At 72.3% G+C, this 23,531-nt stretch carries 29 protein-coding genes; 8 read left to right on the forward strand and 21 right to left on the reverse strand.

Going from position 1 to position 23,531, the window contains the following annotated elements; all coding sequences use genetic code 11:
- Nucleotides 1-3: 3 nt before the first annotated feature.
- The 6 genes from HOO61_RS00635 to HOO61_RS00660 all read right to left on the reverse strand — a co-directional run bounded on the left by HOO61_RS00635 (nt 4) and on the right by HOO61_RS00660 (nt 5,994).
- Nucleotides 4-600, reverse strand: a complete 597-nt coding sequence (locus tag HOO61_RS00635) for an ATP/GTP-binding protein (protein ID WP_056906137.1) — start codon at nt 598-600, stop codon at nt 4-6.
- A complete protein-coding gene (locus HOO61_RS00640) occupies nt 581-949 on the reverse strand; it encodes a DUF742 domain-containing protein (RefSeq protein ID WP_172255991.1) in 369 nt (122 codons plus the stop codon). Before HOO61_RS00640 ends, HOO61_RS00635 begins: the two co-directional genes overlap by 20 nt.
- Before the next feature lie 13 nt (nt 950-962).
- A complete protein-coding gene (locus HOO61_RS00645) occupies nt 963-1,400 on the reverse strand; it encodes a roadblock/LC7 domain-containing protein (RefSeq protein WP_172255993.1) in 438 nt (145 codons plus the stop codon).
- The gene (locus tag HOO61_RS00650; RefSeq protein ID WP_172255995.1) at nt 1,397-4,744 is read right to left on the reverse strand and encodes an ATP-binding protein; all 3,348 of its coding nucleotides are present in this window, start codon (nt 4,742-4,744) and stop codon (nt 1,397-1,399) included. Before HOO61_RS00650 ends, HOO61_RS00645 begins: the two co-directional genes overlap by 4 nt.
- A 436-nt stretch (nt 4,745-5,180) precedes the next feature.
- The gene (locus HOO61_RS00655) at nt 5,181-5,393 is read right to left on the reverse strand and encodes a DUF2945 domain-containing protein (protein WP_172255997.1); all 213 of its coding nucleotides are present in this window, start codon (nt 5,391-5,393) and stop codon (nt 5,181-5,183) included.
- 40 nt (nt 5,394-5,433) lie between these two features.
- Entirely contained in the window at nt 5,434-5,994 is a 561-nt protein-coding gene (locus tag HOO61_RS00660) for a helix-turn-helix domain-containing protein (protein ID WP_172255999.1), read from the reverse strand.
- A 66-nt stretch (nt 5,995-6,060) separates the two neighbouring features.
- Between HOO61_RS00660 and HOO61_RS23870 the strand changes: the two genes are divergently transcribed.
- Entirely contained in the window at nt 6,061-7,647 is a 1,587-nt protein-coding gene (locus HOO61_RS23870) for a bifunctional NAD(P)/FAD-dependent oxidoreductase/class I SAM-dependent methyltransferase (protein ID WP_172256001.1), read from the forward strand.
- Nucleotides 7,648-7,693: 46 nt separating this feature from the next.
- Here HOO61_RS23870 and HOO61_RS00670 read toward each other — a convergent pair whose 3' ends face one another.
- Both HOO61_RS00670 and HOO61_RS00675 read right to left on the reverse strand, forming a co-directional pair.
- Nucleotides 7,694-8,209 carry a gluconokinase gene (locus HOO61_RS00670; RefSeq protein WP_172256003.1) on the reverse strand — a complete coding sequence of 172 codons (516 nt, stop codon included), beginning with the start codon at nt 8,207-8,209 and terminating at the stop codon, nt 7,694-7,696.
- Nucleotides 8,206-9,621: a GntP family permease gene (locus HOO61_RS00675; protein WP_216658496.1), complete on the reverse strand. Its 1,416-nt coding sequence runs from the start codon at nt 9,619-9,621 to the stop codon at nt 8,206-8,208. Before HOO61_RS00675 ends, HOO61_RS00670 begins: the two co-directional genes overlap by 4 nt.
- A 109-nt stretch (nt 9,622-9,730) precedes the next feature.
- Between HOO61_RS00675 and HOO61_RS00680 the strand changes: the two genes are divergently transcribed.
- From HOO61_RS00680 to HOO61_RS00690, 3 genes are all read left to right on the forward strand, one after another.
- Nucleotides 9,731-10,051 carry a hypothetical protein gene (locus HOO61_RS00680; RefSeq protein ID WP_172256004.1) on the forward strand — a complete coding sequence of 107 codons (321 nt, stop codon included), beginning with the start codon at nt 9,731-9,733 and terminating at the stop codon, nt 10,049-10,051.
- Between the two features lie 80 nt (nt 10,052-10,131).
- Nucleotides 10,132-10,461: a WXG100 family type VII secretion target gene (locus tag HOO61_RS00685; RefSeq protein ID WP_172256006.1), complete on the forward strand. Its 330-nt coding sequence runs from the start codon at nt 10,132-10,134 to the stop codon at nt 10,459-10,461.
- Nucleotides 10,458-10,757, forward strand: a complete 300-nt coding sequence (locus HOO61_RS00690) for a WXG100 family type VII secretion target (RefSeq protein WP_172256008.1) — start codon at nt 10,458-10,460, stop codon at nt 10,755-10,757. Before HOO61_RS00685 ends, HOO61_RS00690 begins: the two co-directional genes overlap by 4 nt.
- On the opposite strand, the gene HOO61_RS00695 is transcribed toward HOO61_RS00690, so the two are convergent.
- Both HOO61_RS00695 and HOO61_RS00700 read right to left on the reverse strand, forming a co-directional pair.
- Nucleotides 10,747-11,502 carry an MOSC domain-containing protein gene (locus HOO61_RS00695; protein WP_172256010.1) on the reverse strand — a complete coding sequence of 252 codons (756 nt, stop codon included), beginning with the start codon at nt 11,500-11,502 and terminating at the stop codon, nt 10,747-10,749. The two genes, HOO61_RS00690 and HOO61_RS00695, sit on opposite strands and share 11 nt — an antisense overlap.
- 34 nt (nt 11,503-11,536) lie before the next feature.
- The gene (locus tag HOO61_RS00700) at nt 11,537-12,046 is read right to left on the reverse strand and encodes a hypothetical protein (RefSeq protein WP_172256012.1); all 510 of its coding nucleotides are present in this window, start codon (nt 12,044-12,046) and stop codon (nt 11,537-11,539) included.
- 175 nt (nt 12,047-12,221) lie between these two features.
- Between HOO61_RS00700 and HOO61_RS00705 the strand changes: the two genes are divergently transcribed.
- The 4 genes from HOO61_RS00705 to HOO61_RS24405 all read left to right on the forward strand — a co-directional run bounded on the left by HOO61_RS00705 (nt 12,222) and on the right by HOO61_RS24405 (nt 15,483).
- Nucleotides 12,222-13,520: a hypothetical protein gene (locus HOO61_RS00705; protein ID WP_172256014.1), complete on the forward strand. Its 1,299-nt coding sequence runs from the start codon at nt 12,222-12,224 to the stop codon at nt 13,518-13,520.
- Nucleotides 13,517-13,888: a hypothetical protein gene (locus HOO61_RS00710; RefSeq protein ID WP_172256016.1), complete on the forward strand. Its 372-nt coding sequence runs from the start codon at nt 13,517-13,519 to the stop codon at nt 13,886-13,888. Before HOO61_RS00705 ends, HOO61_RS00710 begins: the two co-directional genes overlap by 4 nt.
- A 485-nt stretch (nt 13,889-14,373) precedes the next feature.
- Nucleotides 14,374-14,706 carry a hypothetical protein gene (locus HOO61_RS00715; RefSeq protein WP_172256018.1) on the forward strand — a complete coding sequence of 111 codons (333 nt, stop codon included), beginning with the start codon at nt 14,374-14,376 and terminating at the stop codon, nt 14,704-14,706.
- Nucleotides 14,707-14,751: 45 nt separating this feature from the next.
- On the forward strand, nt 14,752-15,483 hold the full coding sequence (locus HOO61_RS24405; protein ID WP_172256020.1) for a matrixin family metalloprotease: 732 nt from the start codon (nt 14,752-14,754) through the stop codon (nt 15,481-15,483).
- A gap of 241 nt (nt 15,484-15,724) precedes the next feature.
- Here HOO61_RS24405 and HOO61_RS00725 read toward each other — a convergent pair whose 3' ends face one another.
- The 11 genes from HOO61_RS00725 to HOO61_RS00775 all read right to left on the reverse strand — a co-directional run bounded on the left by HOO61_RS00725 (nt 15,725) and on the right by HOO61_RS00775 (nt 23,490).
- Nucleotides 15,725-17,209: a cryptochrome/photolyase family protein gene (locus tag HOO61_RS00725; RefSeq protein ID WP_172256022.1), complete on the reverse strand. Its 1,485-nt coding sequence runs from the start codon at nt 17,207-17,209 to the stop codon at nt 15,725-15,727.
- 41 nt (nt 17,210-17,250) lie between these two features.
- Nucleotides 17,251-17,472: a hypothetical protein gene (locus tag HOO61_RS00730; RefSeq protein ID WP_172256024.1), complete on the reverse strand. Its 222-nt coding sequence runs from the start codon at nt 17,470-17,472 to the stop codon at nt 17,251-17,253.
- A gap of 72 nt (nt 17,473-17,544) precedes the next feature.
- A complete protein-coding gene (locus HOO61_RS00735; protein ID WP_172256026.1) occupies nt 17,545-18,054 on the reverse strand; it encodes a DinB family protein in 510 nt (169 codons plus the stop codon).
- A gap of 4 nt (nt 18,055-18,058) precedes the next feature.
- Nucleotides 18,059-18,298, reverse strand: coding sequence for a hypothetical protein (locus HOO61_RS00740; RefSeq protein WP_172256028.1), 240 nt, complete (start codon nt 18,296-18,298; stop codon nt 18,059-18,061).
- 65 nt (nt 18,299-18,363) lie between these two features.
- Complete coding sequence (locus HOO61_RS00745) at nt 18,364-19,527, reverse strand: ABC transporter permease (protein ID WP_172256030.1); 1,164 nt, start codon at nt 19,525-19,527, stop codon at nt 18,364-18,366.
- Nucleotides 19,524-20,699, reverse strand: a complete 1,176-nt coding sequence (locus HOO61_RS00750) for an ABC transporter permease (protein WP_172256032.1) — start codon at nt 20,697-20,699, stop codon at nt 19,524-19,526. Before HOO61_RS00750 ends, HOO61_RS00745 begins: the two co-directional genes overlap by 4 nt.
- A gap of 9 nt (nt 20,700-20,708) precedes the next feature.
- Nucleotides 20,709-21,656, reverse strand: a complete 948-nt coding sequence (locus HOO61_RS00755; protein ID WP_172256034.1) for an ABC transporter ATP-binding protein — start codon at nt 21,654-21,656, stop codon at nt 20,709-20,711.
- Between the two features lie 91 nt (nt 21,657-21,747).
- On the reverse strand, nt 21,748-22,152 hold the full coding sequence (locus tag HOO61_RS00760; RefSeq protein WP_172256036.1) for a hypothetical protein: 405 nt from the start codon (nt 22,150-22,152) through the stop codon (nt 21,748-21,750).
- Nucleotides 22,149-22,445 (reverse strand): hypothetical protein, encoded by a 297-nt coding sequence (locus HOO61_RS00765; protein ID WP_172256038.1) that lies wholly within the window; start codon nt 22,443-22,445, stop codon nt 22,149-22,151. Before HOO61_RS00765 ends, HOO61_RS00760 begins: the two co-directional genes overlap by 4 nt.
- Nucleotides 22,442-23,035, reverse strand: coding sequence for a hypothetical protein (locus HOO61_RS00770; RefSeq protein WP_172256040.1), 594 nt, complete (start codon nt 23,033-23,035; stop codon nt 22,442-22,444). The genes HOO61_RS00765 and HOO61_RS00770 overlap by 4 nt, the downstream gene beginning before the upstream one ends.
- Nucleotides 23,032-23,490, reverse strand: a complete 459-nt coding sequence (locus HOO61_RS00775; protein WP_216658590.1) for a DUF4265 domain-containing protein — start codon at nt 23,488-23,490, stop codon at nt 23,032-23,034. The genes HOO61_RS00770 and HOO61_RS00775 overlap by 4 nt, the downstream gene beginning before the upstream one ends.
- Between the last annotated feature and the right edge of the window lie 41 nt (nt 23,491-23,531).

Raw genomic sequence — 23,531 nt, forward strand, 5'->3', positions numbered from 1 at the left:
GCGTCAGTTCGCATTCACGGTGAGCGACTCGCGCAGTCGCATGAGGGCGTATTCGGTGATCTTCACGAGCGCACCCTTGGCCTGCTCGCGGTCGCGGGCGTCGAGGCTGATGATCGGTACGTCGGCGGGCAGGGCCAGCGCGGCAGCGATCTCCTCGGCGGGGTAGCGCGGGACGCCGTCGAACTCGTTGACGGCGACGATGAACGGGATCCCCTTGGACTCGAAGTAGTCCAGCGGTGAGAACGACTCGTCGAGACGCGCCACGTCGACCAGCACGATGGCGCCGATGGCGCCGCGGCACAGGTCGTCCCACATGAACCAGAACCGGCGCTGACCGGGCGTGCCGAAGAGGTAGAGCACCAGGTCCTCGGCCAGCGTCAGGCGGCCGAAGTCCATGGCCACGGTCGTGGTGGCCTTGGTGGGCACGGCAGCGAGGTCGTCGACACCCTCGGACTCGTTGGTGACGAGTGCCTCGGTGCGCAGTGGGTCGATCTCGGACACGGCGCCCACGAGCGTCGACTTGCCGACGCCGAAGCCGCCGGCGATGACGATCTTCGTCGACGCGGCCGCGCGCTGTGCCTTAGTAGTTTCGAAGTCCACGGAGGGTCCTTTCGATGAGCTCGAGACGCTCATCTGTCGACGTGCTGTCGTTGATGGTGGCCTGGATGCGGACCAGGCCCTGCTCGATCAGGTCACCCAGCAGCACCCGGGTGACGCCGATCGGCATCTTGGTGAGGGCCGACACCTCGGCCACGGAACGCCGGTCGCAGACCTCGAGAACCTGCGCAGCGGACGGGGAGAGCACGGGTGCCTCCGCACCCGCCTGGAGGCGGAGCGTGGCCTCCATGGCCAGCTCGACCTTCGAGGCCGTCCGGCCTGCGGTGAGGGTGTAGGACCGGATCAGCCGAGGGCGGTAGCCCTCGTCGTCCGGCTCGGGTGGCGGCGTCATGGCAGGGTCCGGCTCAGCCGCCCGTACCGACGCGGGCCTGGGCCTCGACGGTACGTCCCACGCGGTCCACCAGCAGGGCCATCTCGTAGCCCACCTGGCCGATGTCGGCCTCCTCGGTCGTGAGCACGGTGAGGTTGGACCCGTCACCGACGCTCATGAGCATCAGGAAGCCCATCTCCATCTCGACGATGGTCTGCATCACCGATCCGCCCTCGAAGAGGCGGGCGGCGCCGACCGCGAGGCTGGCCAGACCGGAGGAGACGGCCGCGACCTGCTCGGCGCGCTCACCCGGGATGCTGGTGCTCGAGGCCATGAGGAGACCGTCGGCGGACACGAGGATCGCGTGCGCCGCGTCGGGTACGTCGTCGACGAAGCGCGACATCACCCAGTCGAGGTCTCGGTCGTCGCCAGCCGTGCTGGCGACGGGGGCGGCGGAGGTGTCGTGAGTCATGCGGGGCCTGCTTCCGTGTGCTGGGTGGAACTCTGGGCTGCTCGTCGTCCGCGGGAGACACCCGCGGTGTGAGCCTGGAGACGGCGGCGGATCGCTTCGGGGTCGCGCGTCTTGGCGGCTGTGGGCGGAGTCACGCTACCGGGCACGAGGCGCTCACCGGGGGCACGGCGCGGGAGTCCGGCCGAGGTGGACTCGGCGACCGGCGCCGGCTCGGTGACGTGCTCGGCGATCTCCCAGCCGCGGTCGACCTCGGTCTCGTGCCACTCGCCCTTGCCCTCGCCGGCGAGCCACCCGGAGCGCATCGACTTGAAGATCGGCGACTCACCGCCGGCTCGGGCCGGCTCGGCTCCGTGCGACAGGCCGTTGCTCCCGTGCCCGTTGGAACCGTGGCCGTTCGTGCCGTGGCCGTTCGTGCCGTGGCCGTTCGTGCCGTGCCCGTTGGCACCGTGCCCGTTGGTGCCGTGGCCGTTCGCTCCCGGGAGGCCGTGGCCGTCGGTGAGCAGCGTGGCGGCGTCGTACGACGGCACCGGCTCGAGCTCGGGCTCCGGCCGCGCCTCGGGCTCGGCCACCGGCTCGGCCGTGGCCTCGCTGACCGGCTCGGGCTCACTGACCGGCTGCGCCGGGGTGCCGAGACCCAGCGGGTCGGCGGCGTCGACCTCGACCTCGTCCCGGTCGACGTGGGCGGCCGGCTCGGCCTCTGCCTGCTCGGTCCGGGGCTCGGTCCGGGGCTCGGGCTGGGCCTCGGGCTCCGCCGCGGTCTCAGCTGCGTCGGCCTCAGGCTCGGTGACCGCGGGCTCGACCTCGGGCTCGACCTGCTCGGCGGCGGGCTCGTCGGTCCGCTCGACGGGCAGCGGGTCGGACAGCGGGTCGAAGGCCCGGGCGGGCTGCTCGACGGGCTGGTCGGTCTGCTCCTCGGCTGCCGGCTGCTCGGCTGCGGGCTGCTCGGCGGCGGGCTCCTCGGCGCTCATCTCGGCGCTCCGGGCCTCCTGCTCGGCCTGGGCACGCTGGCGTGAGGCCAGTGCCGTGATCGGGACGACGCGGGCGACCTTCTCGGCACGCTCGGTCGCGGCACCCTCGCCGCCGGTGGCGTCGGCCTTGGCGTCGGCGGTCGCACCAGCGGTGTCGGCGCGCTTGCCGAAGAGGGGACCGGTCGCACCGGAGGTCTCCGGAGGCAGGAACGCCTCGGCACCCGTGCGGGGCATGTTGGCACCCGGGTCGCGGCGCGGCAGGAGGCTGCCGAGCGGCGGCCGGTCCGGGGTCGGCTCCGAGGTGGAGGGCGACGCGGCAGCTGCGGCGGCCGGGGTGGCCGGCTCGCTGGCCGGGCCGGCGGCAGCGTCCGTCGTACCGGCCGTGGCGGGCAGCGCCTCCAGCTCGTCCTCCGCCTTGGCGGCCTTGGCCTTGGCCTTCGCCTCGGTGGCGGCGGCACGCTCAGCGGCCTTCGCCTCGGCCTTCTCGGCGCGGGCACGGTTGCGGGCTTCGCGCTTGGACAGGACGGGAGCGGTTCCGGCGCCGGCGCCGACCAGCTCCGTGGAGTCGGACGACGGCGTGCTCGTCGTGGCGGCCTCGGCCGGGGCGGGGGCCGCAGGTGCGCCGGACTGCGGCACGTCGGGGAGCACCGACGGCGGGAGCAGCACGGTGGCCGTCATGCCGCCACCGGGGTTGCGCGCCAGGTGGGCCTGGATGTCGTGGCGCTCGGCGAGCCGGGACACGACGAACAGTCCCATGCGACGAGCGGTGTCGGGCGTGGCCTGGGCACCGTGCTGGAGGTCGCTGTTGAGCTGCTCGAGCTCGGCCGGCGGCACCCCCAGGCCGGAGTCGGTGACCGTGATGGTCACGCCGTCGGGACCCTGCTTGGCGGCCAGGCGCACCGGCTCGGCCGGCGGCGAGAAGCTGAGCGCGTTGTCGACGAGCTCGGTGAGCAGGTGGACGACGTCGGCCGCGGCCTCGTCGCCGACCCGGGTGTTGAGGTTGGAGAGGATCTGCACGCGCTGGTAGTCCTGCACGCCCGACGTCGCGGCCTGGAGGGCCTCGCCGACGGTGAGGCTGAACTGCCCGGCGGCACGGTTGGGGGCGTCGGCAAGGATCAGCAGCGAGTCGGCCGTACGACGCATGCGCGAGGCGAGGTGGTCGAGGCGGAACAGCGACTCGAGGCGCTTGGGGTCCTCCTCGTCGTGCTCGAGGCGCTCGATCTGGGCGAGCTGCTGGTTGACCAGCGAGGTAGAGCGGCGCGAGAGCGTCACGAACATCGCGTTGACGGTCTGGCGGAGCTGGGCCTCGCCGGAGGCGAGGTGGATGGCCTGGCGGTGGAGGTCGTCGACCGCACGCGCGACCTGGCCGATCTCCTCGTTGGTGTGCACGTCGATCGTCTTGATCGGCTCGGGCTCCTGACCGGCCCGGATCCGGGCGACCGCGTCGGGCAGGCGGTGGCGGGCCACCGCGAGGGCGCCGTCGCGGACCTTGCCGATCGGCCCGAGGAGGCTGCGGGCGATGAAGAAGGCGAGGGCGATCGCCGCGGCGAGCGCGAGGAGCGTGAGCACGGCGCCGACGAGGGCGTTGCGCTGGGCGGCACCGGCGGCCTCGTCGAGGGTCTCGGTGACACCGGTGACCAGCGTCTCGGTGATCTCGTCGTACGGCGCGTAGGCGTCGCGGCCGTCGAGGTCGGTGGCGGCGTCGTCCCGGATCTGCCCGGCGTGGCGGGTGTTCTGCTGACGCAGGAGGGCGGTCTGGTCGTCGGCGCCCTCGACCGATCCAGCGAGACGGTCGATGGCCGCGGCCTCGACGCCGATCTCGGAGAAGAGCTCCTGGGAGCTGGACTGGGAGAGCGAGGTCGCGATGAGGCCCTGCTGGAGCGCGAGGGACAGGCGACCGCTCATCGCCTGGGAGAGCTGCTCGAGGCGCGGCTCGGGCGTCTCCTGGGCGGCGTTGACGCTGGTGATGAGCTGGCTGACGCTGGACTCGAGCTGACGCACGAGCGCGATCCAGGTGGCCGGGCCGAGCGTCTCGGCGCCCTCGCCCCGCATCGCCTGGCTCAGGTCGAGCAGCGCGTTCACGTGGGCGGTCTGCAGCTCGTCGAGGTCAGCGGTGTCGCGCGCCTCGACCAGGGCCTCGGCGTTGCTCGAGATGTCGCTGATCGCGTCGACCAGGTCACCCTGGCTGGAGGCGCTGTCGGACTGCGCCGCCACCATCGCGGCCTCGGACGCGGTCAGGTAGTCGACGGCGGGCTGGATGATCGTGACCTGCTGGGCGCTCCGGGCGGCCTGCCGGGAGTCGCCGTAGTCGCCGGCGACGCGCAGCCCACCGAGGACGGCCGCGAGCAGCAGCGGGATCGCCAGGGCCAGGGCCATCTTCCGCCCCAGTGGCCAACCGGCGACCGAGAGACCAGCGCCCTTCCGGGCCTGGGCTGCATCCTGAGTCATGTGTGCCTCGCGTTTGGTGAGCGACTACGTCGAAGTCCCGAGCGCACCGGTGGGGACCGGCGCAGGCTCAACCTAAGGAGTTCGGCGACATTCCGTGGCGTTTTCACAGAACTGGGCACCCGGGATGTTAAGAGCGTTCGAAGGTTCCTCGGGCCTTCCCCGGCCGGCGGAGTTGCGGCAGGCTCCGGCGCTGCGCACACCGACCACCCGTAGTGGGCCCACGGCGTCCTCGAACCGACCAACGTAGGCAGTTCGCAGGCCTGCCACACCCGGGCACGCTCGGGCAGGGGGCGAGAGAAACGAACTGCCTACGTTGCTCGGCTGGCTGGCGGACGGCACACGCCCGCGGACAGGTGACGAGCGGTCAGGCGCGCTCGACCTCGCTCTGGAGCTTGAGGACGGTGGTGCCGTCCTCCTGCTCGATGACGTACGCCGGGTCGTCGTCGCTGCCCTTGCGGGTGACCTTCTCGCCCTTGGTCGTGCGGGAGACCACCTCGTGGTGGACCTCCTTCACGGTGCCCTCGGCCCACGAGGAGCCCCACTTCCACTTCACGCTCGTGCCGGTGCGGATCGCCATGCGCCCACGGTGCCACCGCCCGCCAAGGCTCGGCCCACCCTCAGGAGCGGACGTGCATCCGCTCGCCCTGGGGGCCGAAGATCGCCAGCACCTCCGCCGGCGTCGGGCCGGGGTTGCCGATCCAGTGCGGCGTGCGGGTGTCGAACTCGACGACCTCGCCCGGCCCCAGGGTGAGGTCGCGGGTGCCGAGGAGGAGGCGGACCTTCCCGCTGAGGACGTAGAGCCACTCGTAGCCCTCGTGCGTGCGCAGCGACGGCGCCGGGGCATCCTCGACGGGCATCACCATCTTGTAGGACTGGAGCCCGCCCGGGCGCCGGGTCAGGGAGATGAAGGTGCGCCCGTGCCGCACGACCGGCTTCGAGCGGATGCGCGGATCGCCCGTCTCGGGCGCGTCGACCAGCTCGTCGAGGGCGACGCGGTGCGCGCGCGCCAGCGGCAGCAGCAGCTCGAGGGTGGGCTTGCGCTGGCCGGACTCCAGCCGCGACAGGGTGCTCACCGAGATGCCCGTCTCCTCCGCGAGGTCGGTCAGCGTGGCCTCGCGCTCGAGCCGCAGCTGGCGCAGCCGCGGCCCGACTGCCTGCAGCACGTCGTCGTCGTTCATGCCTTCAGTTTGCCACTTCAGCAAGGATGTTTGTCAACCCTGCACTCACCCCTGCATGCTGGCGGCATGAGTGAGAACGAGACGTACGACGTGGTGGTCATCGGCGGCGGCGCGGCCGGGCTGAGCGGCGCGATGGCGCTGGGCAGGTCGAGGCGGAGGGTCCTGGTGCTGGACGCCGGCGAGCCCCGCAACGCGCCCGCGGACCACGCCCACAACTACCTGGGGCGCGAGGGCGTCCCTCCGCTGCAGCTGCTCGAGGACGGCCGCGCCGAGGTGGCGGCGTACGGCGTCGAGGTCGTCGCCGACCGCGTCGTCGGGCTGTCCGGCGAGGTCGACGACTTCCTCCTGACGACCGAGGGCGGACGCAGGTACGTCGCCCGCCGGGTGCTGGTCACCGGCGGTGTCGTCGACGAGCTGCCCGACGTGCCGGGGCTGGCCGAGCGGTGGGGCATCGACGTGCTGCACTGCCCCTACTGCCACGGCTGGGAGGTGCGGGACCAGGCATTGGCGATCCTCGCGACCACGCCGATGGCGGCCCACCAGGGCCTGCTGTTCCGCCAGCTGTCCGACGACGTCGTGATGGTCGTGCACGACGGTGTCGAGCTGCCCGACGAGGAGGTGGAGAAGCTGGGCACGATCGGCGTCCGGTTCGCGCACGGCACGCCGCAGGAGGTCGTCACCGACGGTGACACGCTGGTCGGGCTGCGTCTGGCCGACGGCACCGTCCTCGAGCGGGACGCGATCGTCGTCGCGTCGAAGCCGCACGTGCGTGCCGACTACCTCGGTCCGCTCGGCATCGAGCCGCAGCCCTTCGAGATGAACGGCGCCGTGCTGGGCTCCGTCATCGCGGCCGAGCCCACCGGCGCCACCTCGGTCCCTGGCGTGTTCGCCGCCGGCAACGCCACCGACATCGCGATGACGTTGATGGCCTCCGCCGCGCACGGCAACCGGGTCGGCGCGTGGATCAACGCCGAGCTGGCCAACGCCGACGCAGCGAAGGCCGTCCGGGCCATGCGCGACGGCTTCTTCGAGCAGCCTGCCTGGGAGGAGCGCTACTCCGGCGACCGGGTGTGGAGCGGGCGCGTCAACGTCCAGCTCGCGGCGGAGGCGCCGTCACTCGCGCCGGGTCGCGCCCTCGACATCGGCTGCGGCGAGGGCGGCGACGCGATCTGGCTGGCCTCGCAGGGCTGGGAGGTGACGGCCGTCGACTTCGCCGAGGCGGCGCTGGCCCGCACGGCCGAGCACGCCGAGGAGGCCGGGGTCGGCGACCGCGTCGACACCCGCCGGGTCGACGTACGCACCTTCGAGCCGGCCGGCGAGACGTGGGACCTCGTGACGTCGCACTTCTTCCACCTGCCCGACGGCGCGATGCCCGACGTCGTACGACGACTCGCGTCCGCGGTCGCGCCGGGTGGCACGCTGCTGGTCGTCGGGCACCACCCGGACGACCTCGCCACCGGCCTGCGGCACGGGCACACCTCGTTCATGTTCACCGCCGACGAGCTGGTGCCGGCGCTGCTCGACAACCCCGAGGATCCAGCACAGTGGGTCGTCGAGGTGTCGGAGGCACGCCCGCGCACGCAGGCGCACCCGCACACCGGCGAGGAGATCGCGGTGGCGGACGCGGTGCTGCGCGCACGTCGGAAGGGCTGACCCGCGGCCCCGGCGTGGTGGGGCGCGGCCGGTCCCATGCCCGTCTTCAGGGCAGGCCGAGCCGCGCCAGCACCATCGCTGCGAGCCGTTCGACCGGCAGCGCCGGGTCGACGTCCATCCCGTGCTCGTCGGGCTGGAGCGGCTCGAGGGTGTCGAGCTGGGACTCCAGCAGGCTCGGCGGCATGAAGTGGTCGCGGGCGTTCATCCGGCCGAGGAGCATGTGCTTGTCGCCGGTGCAGTGCACGAAGAACGTGCCCTCGCCGCCGCGACGCAGCACCTCGCGGTAGGCCTTGCGCAGGGCGCTGCAGGCGATGAGCGTCGGCTCGCCGCGCGCGTCGCGCTCGGCCGTCCACTCCGCCAGCGACTCCAGCCATCCCCAGCGGTCGGCGTCGGTGAGCGGGGTCCCCTCGCTCATCTTCTTCACGTTCTCCGGCGGGTGGAAGTCGTCGCCCTCGGCGAACTCCCAGCCCAGGCGCTCCTGCACCGCGCGCGCGACGGTCGACTTCCCCGACCCGGAGACGCCCATGAAGACGAGGTGGAGCGGTGCGTCGGGTGATCTCATCCGACCGCCCAGAGGCCGAGGGCGAGCACGAAGATGCTGATGCCGAGGGTGGTCTCCATGACGGTCCAGGTCTTCAACGTCGTCTTGACGTCCATGCCGAAGAACCGGCCGACCAGCCAGAAGCCCGAGTCGTTGACGTGCGAGAGCACGGTGGCACCCGCCGCGATCGCGAGCACGAGCGCGACGAGCTGGAGGCTGGACGGGTCGGCGTCGGCGACGCCGGCGGAGATGAGTCCGGCAGTGGTCGTCAGCGCGACGGTGGCGGAGCCCTGGGCGACGCGCAGGATGGTGGCGATGACGAAGGCGCTCACGATGAGCGGCAGGCCGAGGTCGGCCAGCGAGTCGGACAGCGCGCCGCCGATGCCGCTGTAGCGGAGCACGCCGCCGAACATGCCGCCCGCACCGGTGATGAGGATGATGGCGCAGATCGGGCCGAGGGAGTCGTTGAGCAGCGACTCGGTCTCAGCGAGGGAGTAGCGACGGACGGCGAGGGTGTACGTCGCCACGAGGAGCGCGATGAGCAGCGCGACGGGCGTCTGGCCGATGAAGACGAAGACGTCGACGAGGGTGCCCTCCTCGGCGATCGAGCCGTTGGTCCGCAGGGTCGTCAGGACGGTGTTGGCACCGATGAGCACGAGCGGGAGGAGCAGGATGCCGAGCACGTGCCCGAAGGCGGGCGGGTTGTCGGTGTCGGCCTCGCGACCGCCGGTGAGGACCGAGTCGTCGACCGGGACGTAGACCTTGCCGAGCCACGTGATCGTGGCGAGGTAGACGCCGACGAACCACGCGATGACTGCCACGACCACGCCCACGAGCAGGGTGAGGCCGATGCTGGCGCCGATCTCGGTGGCCGCCGTGACCGGGCCCGGGTGCGGCGGGACGATGGCGTGCATCGCGGCGAAGGCACCCGCGGCCGGGAGGGCGTACATCAGGACGGAGCCGCCGAAGCGCTTGGCGACCGAGAAGATGATCGGCAGGAAGACCACGAGCCCGGCGTCGAAGAAGATCGGCAGGCCGAACAGCAGGGCCGCCACGCCGAGCGCCAGGGGCGCGCGCTTCTCGCCGAAGCGTCCGACGAGGGTGTCGGCGAGGACCTGCGCTCCCCCGGTCACCTCCAGCAGGCGCCCGATCATCACGCCGAGCCCGACGAGCAGGGCGACGGTGCCGAGCGTGCTGCCGAAGGCCGCTATGGCGATGGTCGGCACGTCGGCGACGGGTACGCCGGCGGCGATCGCGGTGAGGAAGCTGATGAGCACCAGCGCCACGAAGGCATGCATGCGCAGCACGATGATCAGGACGAGGAGCGCGGCGACGGCGAGCGCAGCGATCAGCAGCAGCGTGCTCGAGCCGTAGACGGGGGTCATGGTGTCCACGTGGGTGGCCTCCGAGATGAGCGGGACGGGTCGCCCCACCCTAGATCCTCCGTCGCTCCCGCTGCGCCCCCTCTTGGCGGGGTCTCGGTTGTCTCCAGATCTCCCCAAGCACGTGTAGAGCCCGGGGCGGCGAGGGTACTGGCGGTCCATGATCATCTCCGGCCACCTCCAGCACGACCGCTCGAGCCGCGCCGTGGTGTCCTCGTCCAGCGCAGCCCGCATCGCAGAGGTCGACGCCCGCCGACGTGCCGCCGAGGCCAGCATCGACGCCCTCTTCGTGGCCTGGCAGGGAGGGACCGCCCGCCACCAGGGCTCGGGCTGGCAGGAGTGGGACCGCGCCTCCCACCACGCCATCGACGCCCTCTCGGCGCTGATCGCCGCGCTCGACCTCGCCCGTCGGGAGCTCGCCGACCTCGAGCACGGACCGACGGTGCCGCGCCAGGTCGACCGACGCGAGGTCGACCACTAGGCCGCTTCTCCACCGATCGCTTCTCCACAGATCCGTCCGGCGGGGTGTCGCCGGGGCGCCCCGGCAGCCACGATCGGACCATGATCCTCTCGGGAACCCTCCAGCTCGACCCGGCAGCCCACGCCACGGCCACCGCCTCCCTCGGCGACCGGCTCTCCGACCTCGACGCGCGCCGGCGGACCGCCGAGTCGACGGTCGAGGGCCTGCTGGCCACGTGGCACGGTGACGCGGCCTCCACCTTCCGCGAGCAGTGGGAGGTGTGGAGCCGTGCGGCCAGCGCGGTCGTCGACGACCTCGGCGCCGCGGTCGACGCGCTGCCGTCGGCCGCCGCGGACGTGGTGGGAGCCGACGACCTTCGCGGGGTCGCGGGCGACCACCTGCGGGGGCGACTCGGCGGGAGGCTGCCGTGAGGGCGTACGACGTCGACCTCGCCGAGGTCCGGCTCGCCGTGGCCCAGCTCGCGGCCTGCCAGCGCGACCTCCTCGCCCTCGCCGTCGACATCGACCACGCGCACGACCGGCTGCAGGCGGACTGGCTCGGCCGGGCGAGCGACGCGCAGGCGTCGTCGTACGACTCCTGGCGCGACGGGTGCGCCGAGATGGTGACCGCGCTGGCGGCGCTGCGCGGCGTCGTCGCCGCAGCCGACGAGCACTACTCGTCGGCGGTCGGGGCCAATCTGGCCCTGTGGCAGCAGGTCAGCGGCTGATGGTGACCCGCCCGGGCACCACGCACCGTGCGTAGACCCCGAACATCGGCTCGCCGGCGCGGTTGGTCGGGCGCTCGCGCACGAGTGCCTTCAGCAGCCGCACGTCCTTGACCCCGGTCTCCGGGTGGTGGTCGATGACGGCGCACCGCGGGACCGGGCCGCCGATCCGTACGACGGCCTCGCCGATCGCGACCTCCTGCCCGACCCAGGAGTCCTCGACGTGGGGCTCGTCGGTCTCGACGACGAGCGTGGGCCGGAAGCGTGCCGGCTGGTCGGCGACCTCGTCACGGCCCGTACGACGGCCGAGCTCGCGCAGCGACGCCGTGCCGACGACGGTCAGCGGGTCACCGAACACCACTCCGCCGCGCGGCGCGATGGCCACGGACGCGCGTCGGGCAAGCCAGCCGGAGACGAGCTCGGCGTGCGGGCCCTCGGTGAGGTCGAGGTCGACGCTGCGGCCCCAGTAGTCGCAGGTGACCGTCCGTCCGGACCTCGCGGCCGTCCCGGACGCCTCCTCGCCAGTGGGAAGCGTGAGACCGAGCCGGTCGCCCTCGGCCCGTGCGACGACTCCGATGAGCGACGGGTGCTGGACGGTCTTGAGCACCCGCGCCGCGTCGACGTCGACCAGGCAGAACGACCGGTCGCCGACAGCACCCTGCTCGTCGAGGTCGATCCCGTCGAGCGCGAGGTGGCGCATGCCCTTGACCGGCGCGAACCCGGCCCGGCGCACCACGAGCTCGTCCATGCGGCCATGGTTCCACGTGCCGGCGATGGGGCGGTCAGGCGCGGCGCGGCCGGAGCTCGATGACGTTGTCGAACCGCCCGCCGTGGGCCCGCGCCGGCTGCGACGGTGCCGTCACCTCCTCGCAGGGTGTCGGCAACTCAGAGCCGGTCACGTCGTTGTCCGTGGCCGTGACCACCCGCGTGGCGCGATCTCCGTGCCCGCGACACACGACGACGCCGGAGGCGACGTGGTCGAACGTGAACCCCGCGAGCCTCGGGTGGCCCCTCCCCTTCGCCCCCGGCCGCAGCAGGTGGTCGACGACGAACCGCAGCGACTCGACCATCCACCTCGGGTCCTCGAGGTGGGGGTTCCACTGGAGGCAGCAGCCCTGGAGGCAGGGCTCCCACGCGAGCCGCGCGAACGGCACGTCCCTGTCGCCCCGGCCCGTCGGCGTGCCCCGCAGGGTGCCGTCGGAGTCGAGCACGTGGAGGAGAAAGTCGCACTCGGCGTCGTTGAGCGGCGGCTGGATGCGGATGCAGCCGATGAAGCGCGGGTCGAGCGTCATGGGGTCCTCCTCGTCGGGTCGGGGTGTGCAGGGGCTCGTGCCCGTCCTTCTTCGCTGGAAACGCGGGAGCAGGCTTCTGTGGAGAACGGGCCGTCGGGACCGCCGGTGGCCGGTTCTCCACAGATCGCACCGGCCCTCTGGTGCGCGGACGTGCCGCGCCGAAAGGCTGGGTGGCATGCGGATCACCGTGGAGTGCAGCGGGTTCACCCGGGCGGCGGACGCCTGCCTCACCGCCAACCACGTCGCCGCCCTGCTGACCGAGTCGCTCAGCTCCCGGCTGACCACCACGGCGGGGATGGCGGGAGACGACGCCACCAGCATCGACTTCGCGACGGCGTACGACGACGGGGCCGCCGAGGCGGTGGCCGCGCTGGCCGACCTCACCCACGCCCTCACCGGGGCCGGCAGGCTGCTCGCCGCCACCGGCGACAACCACGAGCGGGCGGAGGCAGGGGCCGCTCAGCTCCCCTACGACGGGACCGCGGCCCTCGACGACAGCGCCTTCGCGCGCGTCGATCCACCGTCGCCACCCTCCAGCCTGGGCGCGCAGGAGCCGTCCCTGGGCGTCGTCGACCAGTGGATCCTCGACCTGGTCGAGGGCTTCGTCTGGCCGGGCGCCGACGTGGCCGCGCTGACCGACGCCGCGTCGGAGTGGCGGCACGCCGCTGCCACGACGGCCCGGCTCGCGGACCACGTCGACGTCGCCATCAGCCTCCTCGAGGCACAACGCTCACCCGAGGTCCCGCTCGCCGTCGACGCGCTGACCGAGCTCACCACGCTGATCGCCGACACCGCCTGGCAGCTGTCGAACCTCGCCACGGCCTGCGAGGAGTACGCCGCTGCGGTGGAGGCCGCGCGCGAGCGGACCCGCGCCCTGCTCGCCGAGGTCGCGCAGATGATCGTCGAGGGCGCCGCGATCTCGGTGATCGTCACCGGCCTGACCGGCGGCCTCGCCGGCGGAGCGGCCGCAGCCGCAGCCGCGGCCCGCGTGCGATCCGCCGCACCACGTTTCTACGCACTGCTGGTGGCCTTGCGTGCCAGCGTCGCGACCGCCGCAACCCGGCTCGAGCGGGCCCGCGACGGCCTGGCGGACGTCCGGGCAAGGCTCGAGAAGTTCCTCCGGATCCAGGCCCGCGACGAAGCCGGGACGATCAAGCACCCGGGCGGGTGGCTGCCGCGGCGCCCGGGCAGACCGAGACCAGAGGTCGACGACCCTAAGCTGTCGAACTACGTGGATCAGCTGTTCAAGGGCGTGAAGCAACCCAACCGCTCGGGGGACGGCACCACCATGGATGCGATCCGTCACGAGCTGGCCTCGGGCGACTTGGTGCACGGCAAGGATCACGTGCGTAAGGGACACGACATCCTGAGAGGGTTGGAACGCTGGCTCCGTACTCGAGGCGATGCGAGTCCGCAAGACCGAGAGACTGCACAAGCGCTCGCCGATGAGTTGAAGGAGCTGTTGAAGCCATGACTGAAGAGGCCGACTTCACGAAACGCCTCGTCACAGCTGCCCCGGAGCTGGGCGCCCTGCTCGATGAGCACCTCTCGGATCAAGAGGGGGAACTTCTCGCCTACGTCCTGATGGCAGACGTTGCCCGATGGCTCACCGCGCACTGCTCGTCCTCGCCTCAGCGCGTGCAGGAAATCCTGTCGTGGCTCGAGACTGAATACGTCGGCGGCAACTTCGATGTCCGCAACCTCATCGACGTGGGGATCGTCGAGATGCTCCCGGCCATGCCGGGTGGCGCGCCGATACTGGCCATGCTCGGTCCCGTTCTGCGGGCACGCGCGGAGGTTGCGGGACTTCTGCTCGACGAAGCAGACGGGTCGACCAGGTGAGGAACGATCTCGGGGGCCGCTTTCGCTTCGACACCGATGGCACGCCCACAAGGCAAGGCTGCTAGGGGGAGATGAGCGTGGACGACCTCACACACCTGTGCCGTGCCTAACGAAGCCTGGGATGAGGACGAGTACGAATCGTGGCAAGCCGCTGTCGACGACGTCGCGCGCAGGTCACCCGAAGGAGTCACTGGAGCCACGGCGGCCGTGCGTGCACTTCTCGACGAACCACTCACCGAGGAGCAGCTGGACAGTCGCCTTCGCGCGATGGGCTGCACGTTCGCCTCTGAGGACGGTGACCGAAGGTGGTTGGCGCAGCTCCCCGACCGACTACGCAGGCCGTCCGCGGGCGTGGATCTCAGAACTTGATTGACTTCAACTCAGGACGTCGTCGCCCACGCGAGCCCTGACCGCGGCTTCTGCCCCGGTCCAGCTCGCACAGGAGGCCAGCCCAGCACGACCCGCTGGAGGGAAACCCCGCTGCTTTGACGTCAACGACTGTCGAGCACCTCGTCGCGGAGGTGGAGGAGGAGTACGCGTTCAGCGGCGTCCTCCCGCTCTACATGTTCGCGTGGTCCCTGGCGGGGCTCGGGCTCGACCGGTCCGACTCCGGGTTCGAGGAGCTGTGTTGGGAGGCCTACCGGCAGTTCACCGATCGGCATCCTGAGGCCCGTCTGGTCGAGTTGCCGTGGCCCATCGACGTCGCACGCGCCAAGCCGGTGGGACCAGACGTGCACCTCCAGCTGGACCTGGACCCCGACGCGCCGCCGTCCACGTGGCTCCAGGCCCTGATCCGTTCGGATCGGGTCACTGGCTGAAGAACCTCCTGCCGCGCTTCGTCGCGCGGCCGCACACTTGTCCCCGTGCCCCGCTCGAAGACCGCCATGACGCTCGCCGCGACTGCGGCGATGCTCGCGGCGGTCGTCGTGTGGCACCCGGCCGAGCAGCTCGACCCCGTGCGGCGTGCGGTGGGGCTGGGGCCCGAGCGGCCGCTGCCGGCGCCGAGCGTCGTACAGCGGGGAGGGACCTTCACCTGGGCCATGACCCAGCCCGGGAGCAGGGAGCCGGTCGGCTGGGACCCGTGCGACGAGATCCGCTACCGGATCAACCCCGCCGGCGGGCCGCCCGGCGGCAATGAGCTGGTCAGGAGGGCCATCGAACGCGCGAGCGCGGCGACCGGGCTGGCGTTCGCCGACGAGGGCGAGACCGACGACCGGCCGTTCCCGGGCGGCGTCAAGCTCTTCGGGCGCCCGGACCCGGTCGTCATCGGCTGGGCCGACGCCGGGGAGTACGCCGACCTCGCCGGGACGGTCGCGGGCGTGGGCGGTGCCGTCGCCGAGCGAGACACCGGCGGACGGCTCCGGTTCGTCAGCGGGGGCGTCGTGCTCGACGTGGAAGCCTTCACCGCGACCAGCGTCGAGCAGCAACCGCGGGTGATGGAGGCGATCGTGCTCCACGAGGTCGCGCACGTGGTCGGGCTGGGGCACGTCAGCGAGCCGATGGAGCTGATGTACGCCGACAACACCGGCCAGGTCGAGCTCGGGCCCGGTGACCGCGAGGGCCTCGCCCGCCTCGGCTCCCTCCCCTGCCGCTGAACCACCCGCGGAAGGGCGCCCGGGTCGACACCCGACCAACGTAGGCAGTTCAGGCCGCCGCGCGCGCCCACCGCGCTGGGCTCGGTGCCGCGTACGCCGAACTGCCTACGTTGGGCCCAGCGACGAGCGCATACATGCACCATGAAGGCAGTTCGACCGCCCGACCCCCGGCCCCACGCTCAGGCCGCCGTGGCGCGCTACGAACTGCCTGCACGGTGTCCGACCAACCGCGGCAACACCCTCAGGGCGCCCGGTTGCCTCGCGCGTCCTCCTGCTCGACGAGCTCGCCGAGGTCCTTGAGCCGGTCGAGCCCGCGCACGGCCCGCGACATCCGGTGGTTGCCCTCGAACGTCTCCCGATGCCGGTCGAGGAACCACCAGTAGCCCGCGCTGAACGGGCACGCGTCCTCCCCCACCCGCACCTTGGGGTCGAAGCGGCACGACCCGCAGTGGTCGCTCATCGTGTTGATGTAGGCGCCGCCCGACGTGTAGGGCTTCGTCATCATCTGCCCACCGTCGGCGTGCTGCGACATCCCGACGATGTTGGGCACCATCACCCAGTCGTAGCCGTCGACGAAGGCCCGGTGGAACCAGTCGGTGACCTGGGTCGGCGCCCACCCGCGCTGCAGGGCGTACGACCCCAGCACCATGAGCCGCGGGATGTGGTGCACCCAGCCGTGCTCCGCGACCTGGTCGAGGGTGTGCGAGAGGCAGCGGGCGTCGGTCGCCGTACCGTCGAGCTCGGCGAACCACTGCGGGATGCGCCCGGTGGCGCGGAGACCGTTCGAGCGGCGGTAGCCGTCGCCCATGTGCCAGTAGACGTGCCAGACGTAGTCGCGCCAGCCGATGACCTGCCGAACGAAGCCTTCGACGCTCTCGATCGGCGCCGAGCCGCTGCGGTACGCCTCCTCCGCCCGCTCGACGACCTCGAGCGGGTCGAAGAGCCCGAGGTTCATCGGCGCGCTGACGAGGCTGTGCGCCATCCACGGGTCGCCCTCGAGGATCGCGTCCTCGTGCGCCCCGAACTCCGGCAACCGGTGCTCCACGAAGTGGTCGAGCGCCGCCAGCGCCTGGCGCCGCGTGGCCGGGAAGATCCGCGGCCCGTCACGCCCGATGAACGACACCTCGCCGTCGGACTCCCAGCGGTCGAGGTCCTCACGCACCTGCGCGTCGATGTCGTCCTCCGCCGGCCACCACGGCTCGGTGACCCCGAGCGTCTCGGCGCCCTTCGGCGGCGGCTGGCGGTTGTCGTGGTCGAAGTTCCACTGCCCGCCGGCCGGCTCGCCGCCGTCGAGCAGCACGCCGTGCGCCTGCCGCGCGCGGCGGTAGAAGTCCTCCATCAGCAGCCGCTTGCCGCGGCGACCCTCGGCCCAGCGCTCGAAGTCCTCCCGCGCGGTCGCGAAGCCGCGCGGCGGCAGCACGGTGCAGTCGAGGCGCTCGACCAGCCCGAGGGCGGCGTACGACGTCGGGTGCACGACCTCGACCTTGCCCCCATCGGCGGTGTGCGAGCGCACCACCTCGGCGTACGTCTCCGCCTGCACGTAGGTCAGCCGATCACCGAGCTCGGCGGCGCGGTGCCGCATCGCGCTCAGCACCAGGTGGGCCTTGGCCCGGTGGAACCGCCGACGCCGGAAGACGCCGGTCGACTCCACCATCAGCACCGGACCGCGGTGGTCGTCGACGAAGTGCGGTCCGAGCTGGTCGCCGAAGAGCCACCGGGTCGTCATCCCGCCACCCTAGGCAGCCGCCCACGCGGGGCGGCAGCGCCTCAGAGGTGGTGCAGCTTGGGGTAGGGGTGCGCGATCCGCACGGACTTCGACCCGAAGTCGGCGGTCACCGCCTGGCTGTCGACGTGGGTGACCTGCCCGAGGCCGTAGAGGTCGTGGGTGACGCGGTCGCCGACCTCGAACACCTCGACCACCGGCTCCGCGGCGGGCTTGAACGGACTGCTGGAGAGGTGCTTCGGCCGTCGGCCGCTCGGAGTGGTCATCACCCCTGAGTATGAACCCCCGGGGCCGATCGTGGGGCATCGCGGCCCAATCGTGACCTCGCGGGCGCCGTCTCAGGACGTGCGCGACCCGAGAAGTCCCTTCACGTAGGCAGCCTGCCCCAGGTGCTGCAGACAGTCGCCCTGGATGCTCACCAGTCGTACGCCGGCGGTGACCGGCGGGTCCCACCGCTGGTCGACCTCCCGGTCGAGCTCCGCCTCGTCGACGGTCTGCAGGTAGCGCGCGGTCGCGAGCGTCACCTCGTGGTGGTACTCGCCCAGCAGCGCCGGGTCCTCGATCCGCAGGGCGTCGACCTGCTCGCTGGTGTGGCCGTAGCCGATGTCGTCGGTGCCGTTGGGCAGGCCGAAGCGGTCCTGGAACCGTTCCCAGACCTGCGGCTGCCCGGCGAGGTCCGCGACGTGGTCGTCCTGCACCCGCGCCAGGTGCCACAGCAGCCACCCGATCGGGTTGCCGGTGCCGCCCGGGCGGTGGTGGAGGCTCGCGTCGTCGAGGTCCTCCACCATGCCGGCGTACAACTCGGTGATGCGACCGAAGCCCTCGGTCAGGAGTCCGCGCACGTCCATGTCGTCACTCCACCGGCGCCGCGGACCTGACCTGCGGAGCAGAGGACTTCTCGTCCTTCATGCCGTCGATCTCGGCGAGGAGGCGCGTGCGCTCGTCGCCGCTCACCGACACCTTCGCCTTCGCCAGGCCCTCGTCGAGCTGGTCGGCGATGGTGCTGTCCTCGGCGCTGTACTGCCAGGAGGAGACCTCGTCGACCACTCGCTGGGCGGCCTCGATCGCTGCCTGCTTCACCTCGTCAGTCATGCGACCACGGTAGTGAGGCGCCCGCCCGGGACAACCGTCCAACGGGGTGTGCCGTCACCCGGGACCTACATCGCCCGCGCCAGGCTCCTCCGCAGCGACCAGCTGCCCAGCGCGACGAGCAGCGCGGCCATCGCGGCGAGAACACCGAGCTCCGGCAGCACCTCTGCGAGCCCGGCGCCGCGGCGCTGGACGTCGGCGAGCGCCTCGTAGGCCCAGCCGTGGGGGGTGAACCGCGAGATGGTGCGCATCGTGTCGGGGAAGAGCTCCAGCGGGAACATCGACCCGCCGAGCGCCGCGAGCACCAGCCCGAGGCCGATTCCCGCGCCCGCGGCCGCGCCCTCGTTCTCGAGCAGGGTGCCGAGCAGGATCGCCGCACCCGCCGCGACCAGGCTGAAGACCAGGAGCACGAGCAGCGCGAGCGGCAGGCTGCCCCAGTCGACGCCGAAGAGCAGGCTGGTCGCGACCATCAGGTAGCCCCCCTGGAAGAGCGCGATCGCCCACCGGCCGAGGACCTGGCCGGCGACGAGCTGCTCCGCCGTCACCGGTCCGGCGAGCATCCGCGACACCACCCCGAGGCGCCGGGCCTGGATGAGGGTCGCCGAGCCGCCGAGGCAGGCGAGGAAGGTGAAGAGCAGCAGCTGCCCCGAGGCACCGAACTCGAACTGCCCCATCCCCTCGAACTCCTGGCTGAGCCGGTCGACGCTCGTCACCTCGAGCCGCGGCGCGCTGACCTCGGCCTCGGCGGCAGCCAGGGCTGCCTCGGCGCGGTCGGACGGCACGCCGCCGGCCTCCAGCGCCAGGATCCGGCTGCGCGCGGACCGCAGCGCGTCGACGGCGACACGGACGTCCTGCTCGACGACCTGGGCGTTGCCCGACGGGCCGCGCACGACGTCGAGGGTGACCGCCTCACCCGCGTCGTACGCCGTCGCTGCCGCACTGTCGACACGCACGGCGACGTCGAGCCGGCCGCGCGCGAGCAGCGCCAGGGCGTCGTCCCACGCGGGGTCGCTGACCACGACGTCGCCGTCCTCGAGCCGCTCCACCAGACCGCTCTGCAGGGACGACCCGGCGCCGCTCACCGCGACCCGGCCGGAGGTGGCGCCCTCACCGAACTGCAGCCCGATCATCAGCACGAGCAGGAGCGGGAAGACGAAGACGAAGAACAGGTTGGAGCGGTCACGCAGGAAGAGCCGCAGCTCGGCGCCCGCGACCGTGACGGCGTTCCTCATGACAACACCCCCCGGTCCGGGACCAGCCGCGAGGCGAGGAGCATCACGGCGGCGAAGCCGAGCATGATCGCGACGGGGACGCCGATGTCCGCGAGGCCGCCGCCGCCCGAGGTGGTGCCGAGCCCGCGCAGCAGCGCGGCCACCGGGTTGAGGTCGAGCAGGCCCGACAGGGCGCCGGTCGCACTGACCGGGAAGAAGGCGCCGCCGCCGATGCCCAGCACCAGCGCCACGATCGAGGTGACGATGCCGGCCTGCTCGCTGGTGCGGGCGACGCGCACGACCAGGAACATCACCGACGTGCCGGCCGCGGCCGCGCACAGCACCAGGAGCGCCACGGCCGGGACGGAGCCGAAGTCGGCGTCGAAGAGGTAGCCGCCGACCGCCAGCAGCACACCGGTCGAGACGACGCCGAGGACGAAGCTCACGAGGGCCTTGGCCGCGACGATCACCCAGCCGGGGATCGGCATCGAGCGCAGCCGTCCGAGCGTTCCGGACTCGCGGTCGATGAGCAGCCCGGTGACGCCGAAGCTGACGGTGAAGAGCATGAACAGCCCCGCCTGCCCCGCCACCAGCGCCGCCCCTGCGCTGAGCTGCTCGTCGGAGGCCTGCCCGCTCTCGACGTCGTACGCCGGCCCGCCGGAGGTGGCCTGCTCGACGAGCGGCCCGAGGTCGGTCGGCGCCACTCCCTCCGCCAACGCGGCCCGGGCGGTGACCGCGCCGGACGCGACCTGCTCCAGGACACCGTCGACGACCGACAGCACGATCTCGGCGCCGAGGCCCGCCTCGTCGCCCCGGACGGCCTCGACGGTGACGGGCGCGCCCGCACGCGCGGCCTCGCCGAAGCCGTCCGGCACCAGGAGCGCGAGGGGCGTGTCGCCGTCCTCGACCTGGCGGCGACCGGTCGCCTCGTCGGTCTCCACGACGGTGACGTCGAGCTCGTCGGTGTCGTCGAGCGACCGGACGACGCCGGTGAGCACCTGCGCCAGGTCGTCGTCCGCGGGCGCGCTGATCGCCACGGTGACGGGGTCGATCTCGATGTCGTCGGTGGCACCGAAGACGAGGTTGAACACCGTCATCAGCGCCAACGGCACGAGCAGCGCGAAGATGACCACCGACTTGTCGCGCACCCGCTGCAGCAGGTCGGAGCCGGTGAGGACGAGGAGCTGGCGCATCCCGGCCCCCTAGTCCCTCAGGCCCTTGCCGGTGAGGTGCAGGAAGACCGACTCCAGGTCGGGCCGCGAGATCTCGACGTCGGAGAGGGTGACGCCGCAGTCCGCCGCCGTGCCGACGACCTGCGCCACGAGGGTGGGCGCGTCCTTGACGGTGAGCGTCGCGGACCGTCGTTCGGCGTCGACCCGCTCCACGCCGGGGATGAGGCGCAGCTCCTCGGCCGCCGCGGCGAGGTCACCGCTCCCGCTGAGCCGGATCGTGTCCACGCCGCCGGTGAGCCGGATCAGCTCGTCGGGCGTGCCCTCGGCCTGCAGGCGGCCGGAGTCGATGATGCCGATGCGGTCGCAGAGCCGCTCGGCCTCCTCCATGTAGTGCGTCGTGTAGAGCACCGCCATGCCCTCGCCCGACAGCGCCTCGACCGACTCGAGGATCGCGTGCCTCGACTGGGGGTCGACCCCGACGGTCGGCTCGTCGAGGATCAGCAGGGCGGGGCGGTTGAGCAGGCCGATGCCGATGTTGAGCCGGCGCTTCATCCCGCCGCTGTACTCCTTGCTGCGGTCCTTGGCCCGGTCCGCGAGCCCGATCAGGTCGAGGATCTCGTCGACCCTCACCTTCAGCTCCGCGCCGCGGAGGCCCTGCAGCCTGCCGAAGAGGGTGAGGTTCTCGCGCCCGGTCAGGTCGGGGTAGATGGCGAGCTCCTGGGGGACCAGGCCCAGGTGGCGCTTCGGCTCCGTGGTCCGTGGCGTCATGGGCTCGCCCACGACCGTCACCGTCCCCGCATCGGCGGCGATCAGCCCCGCGACCATCGAGATCGTCGTCGTCTTGCCGGCCCCGTTGGGCCCGAGCAGCCCGTACGTCTCCCCCGGCGCGATCCGGAACGACACCTCGTCCACCGCGGTCAGGTCCCCGAACCGGCGGACCAGCGAGTCCACCACCAGCACGTCCTGCGACATCTGCATCCCTCCGTCGCCTCCACGCTAGAGAGGGCGGAGTGCTCGGATCAGGGCCGAATGTCACGGTTCCCGGGGGTCGATCGCGGCAGCGCCCATCTCAGTCGCTCCCCAGCCCGACGCCCTCGACGGTCCCGCCGGGGGCGTAGAGGCTGACCGTCAAGGCGGGGATCGTGCCCCCGTCCTCGTCGCGGACCAGTTCGAGGCCTCGTGCACCGAGGGCCGCGGCGAGGTCGTCGACCGTCTCCCCGAGCAGCTGCACGCCCTCCACCTCGACGGTGGCCGGATTGGCGAGCTCCAGCAGCACGAGCGAGCCGTCCGGGTCGTACGTCGCCATGGCGCCGCAGTCGACGAAGTGGTCCGCCTCCTCGCTGTCCGGCGTACGCCGGAAGGTCCGGAAGTCGCCCAGCACGCCGCGGACCTCGTCGCGTGACTGCCCCAGGGTCACCACGTCGGTCTCCGTCGCGCTGAGGATCCGGAACGTCCTCGCCGTCCCTTCGGTCATCCGGTGCCCTCCGGCTCGAGGTAGGCGTCGTGCATCGCGTAGTGGATCACTGCGTCGGCCAGCTCCTCCGTCGTTGGCCTGCGGCCGCCGCGCCACGAGCTCCAGACCTCCGCGACGTCGTGGACCAGGTCGACCTCGAGGAGGTAGGCGAGTCCGGGCGAGGCGCTGCTCCCGTCATCAGGCTCCGCTAGGCAGGCGGCGTCGCTCTGGCGCGTCCACGGCCTGACCGCGTGGATCACCTCGTCACGGTCCAGGTCGTCGATCTTGCCCAGGAGCTCGACGAGGGACGTCATCGCTCCCCCAGCTGCTTGGCAGCGTTGTCGCCCAGCTCCGGGTCGTCGCGCAACCCCTCGAGCGCCTTCCTGGCCTTGCTGGTCCGCAACCGCTTCAGCCCGAGCAGGAGGAGGAACCTGGACTCGCCGTGCTCCTCCCGGTGCGCCTCGGCGACGAGCTGGTCCACCCTCTCGTCGGTGACCATGCCGGCCATGGCCACCGCCAGACCCTGCTGCAGGTCGAAGGACCCTGTCGTGGAGCGGTAGAGCTCGACGATCGCCGGCCATGCCGGCGCCGCCTTGCGGAACGACAGCGAGCGCGCGATGCCCTCCCGCACGCGGTCCGGGTAGGACTCGTCCTGCAGGTGCTCGACCAGCACGGGGACGGCGTCGGCGTAGTGGTCGTCCTTGCGGTTGACCAGGTCCCAGACCGACTCGACCTCGACGCCCACCTCGGCAAGGGCCGCCACCACGGGCGCCTCCTGCTCGGCGTACCGCTCGTCCTGCTCGGCGATCCGCCGCTCCTTCTCCGCCTCGGCGGCCCGCCACTCCGGGTCCGCCTCGAGCTCCCTCATGAACTCGTCGGCCGCCATCGGCTTGCGCCCGCTCACCGCTGCCTCCCGGTCTCGAAGACCAGGTGCCCTCGGTCCTCGCGCTCCTGGAGGACGTCCGCCACCTGCTGGGCGTGAGGCTCGTCTCGTGCGTCCAGCGCCACCAGGCTGTCGGAGGACCACTCGGCAAGGACGTCCATCCCGGCGAGCTGGTCCATCACCTCGTCGCGCGGCTGCTCGGGACGTTCGAAGTGCACGCGGAAGACGTAACGACCGGACGCCTCGACCACCCGCGTCACGAGGTGCTCGGCGTCGACCTCGACCGTGTCGCCGAGCGCGAGGTCGTAGGCGAAGAAGGGGATGCAGCACAGCTCGAGGCGCTCGTCGTCGAGACGGCGAGCCCACAGCTGCTCGGTGGTGATCCCCGTCGACCCGGGGTCGATGCTCGCGGCGATGATGAAGTCCGCCCGGTCGCGCCACACCGGGTCGCTGTGCACCGCCTCGCGCACGTGCATGGCCACCTCGGGCTCTGGTCGGCTGTGCCCGACCCGTTGTC

Origin of the sequence: Nocardioides sp. zg-1230, from assembly GCF_013155335.1 — a bacterium.
Classification (GTDB): Bacteria; Actinomycetota; Actinomycetes; order Propionibacteriales; family Nocardioidaceae; genus Nocardioides.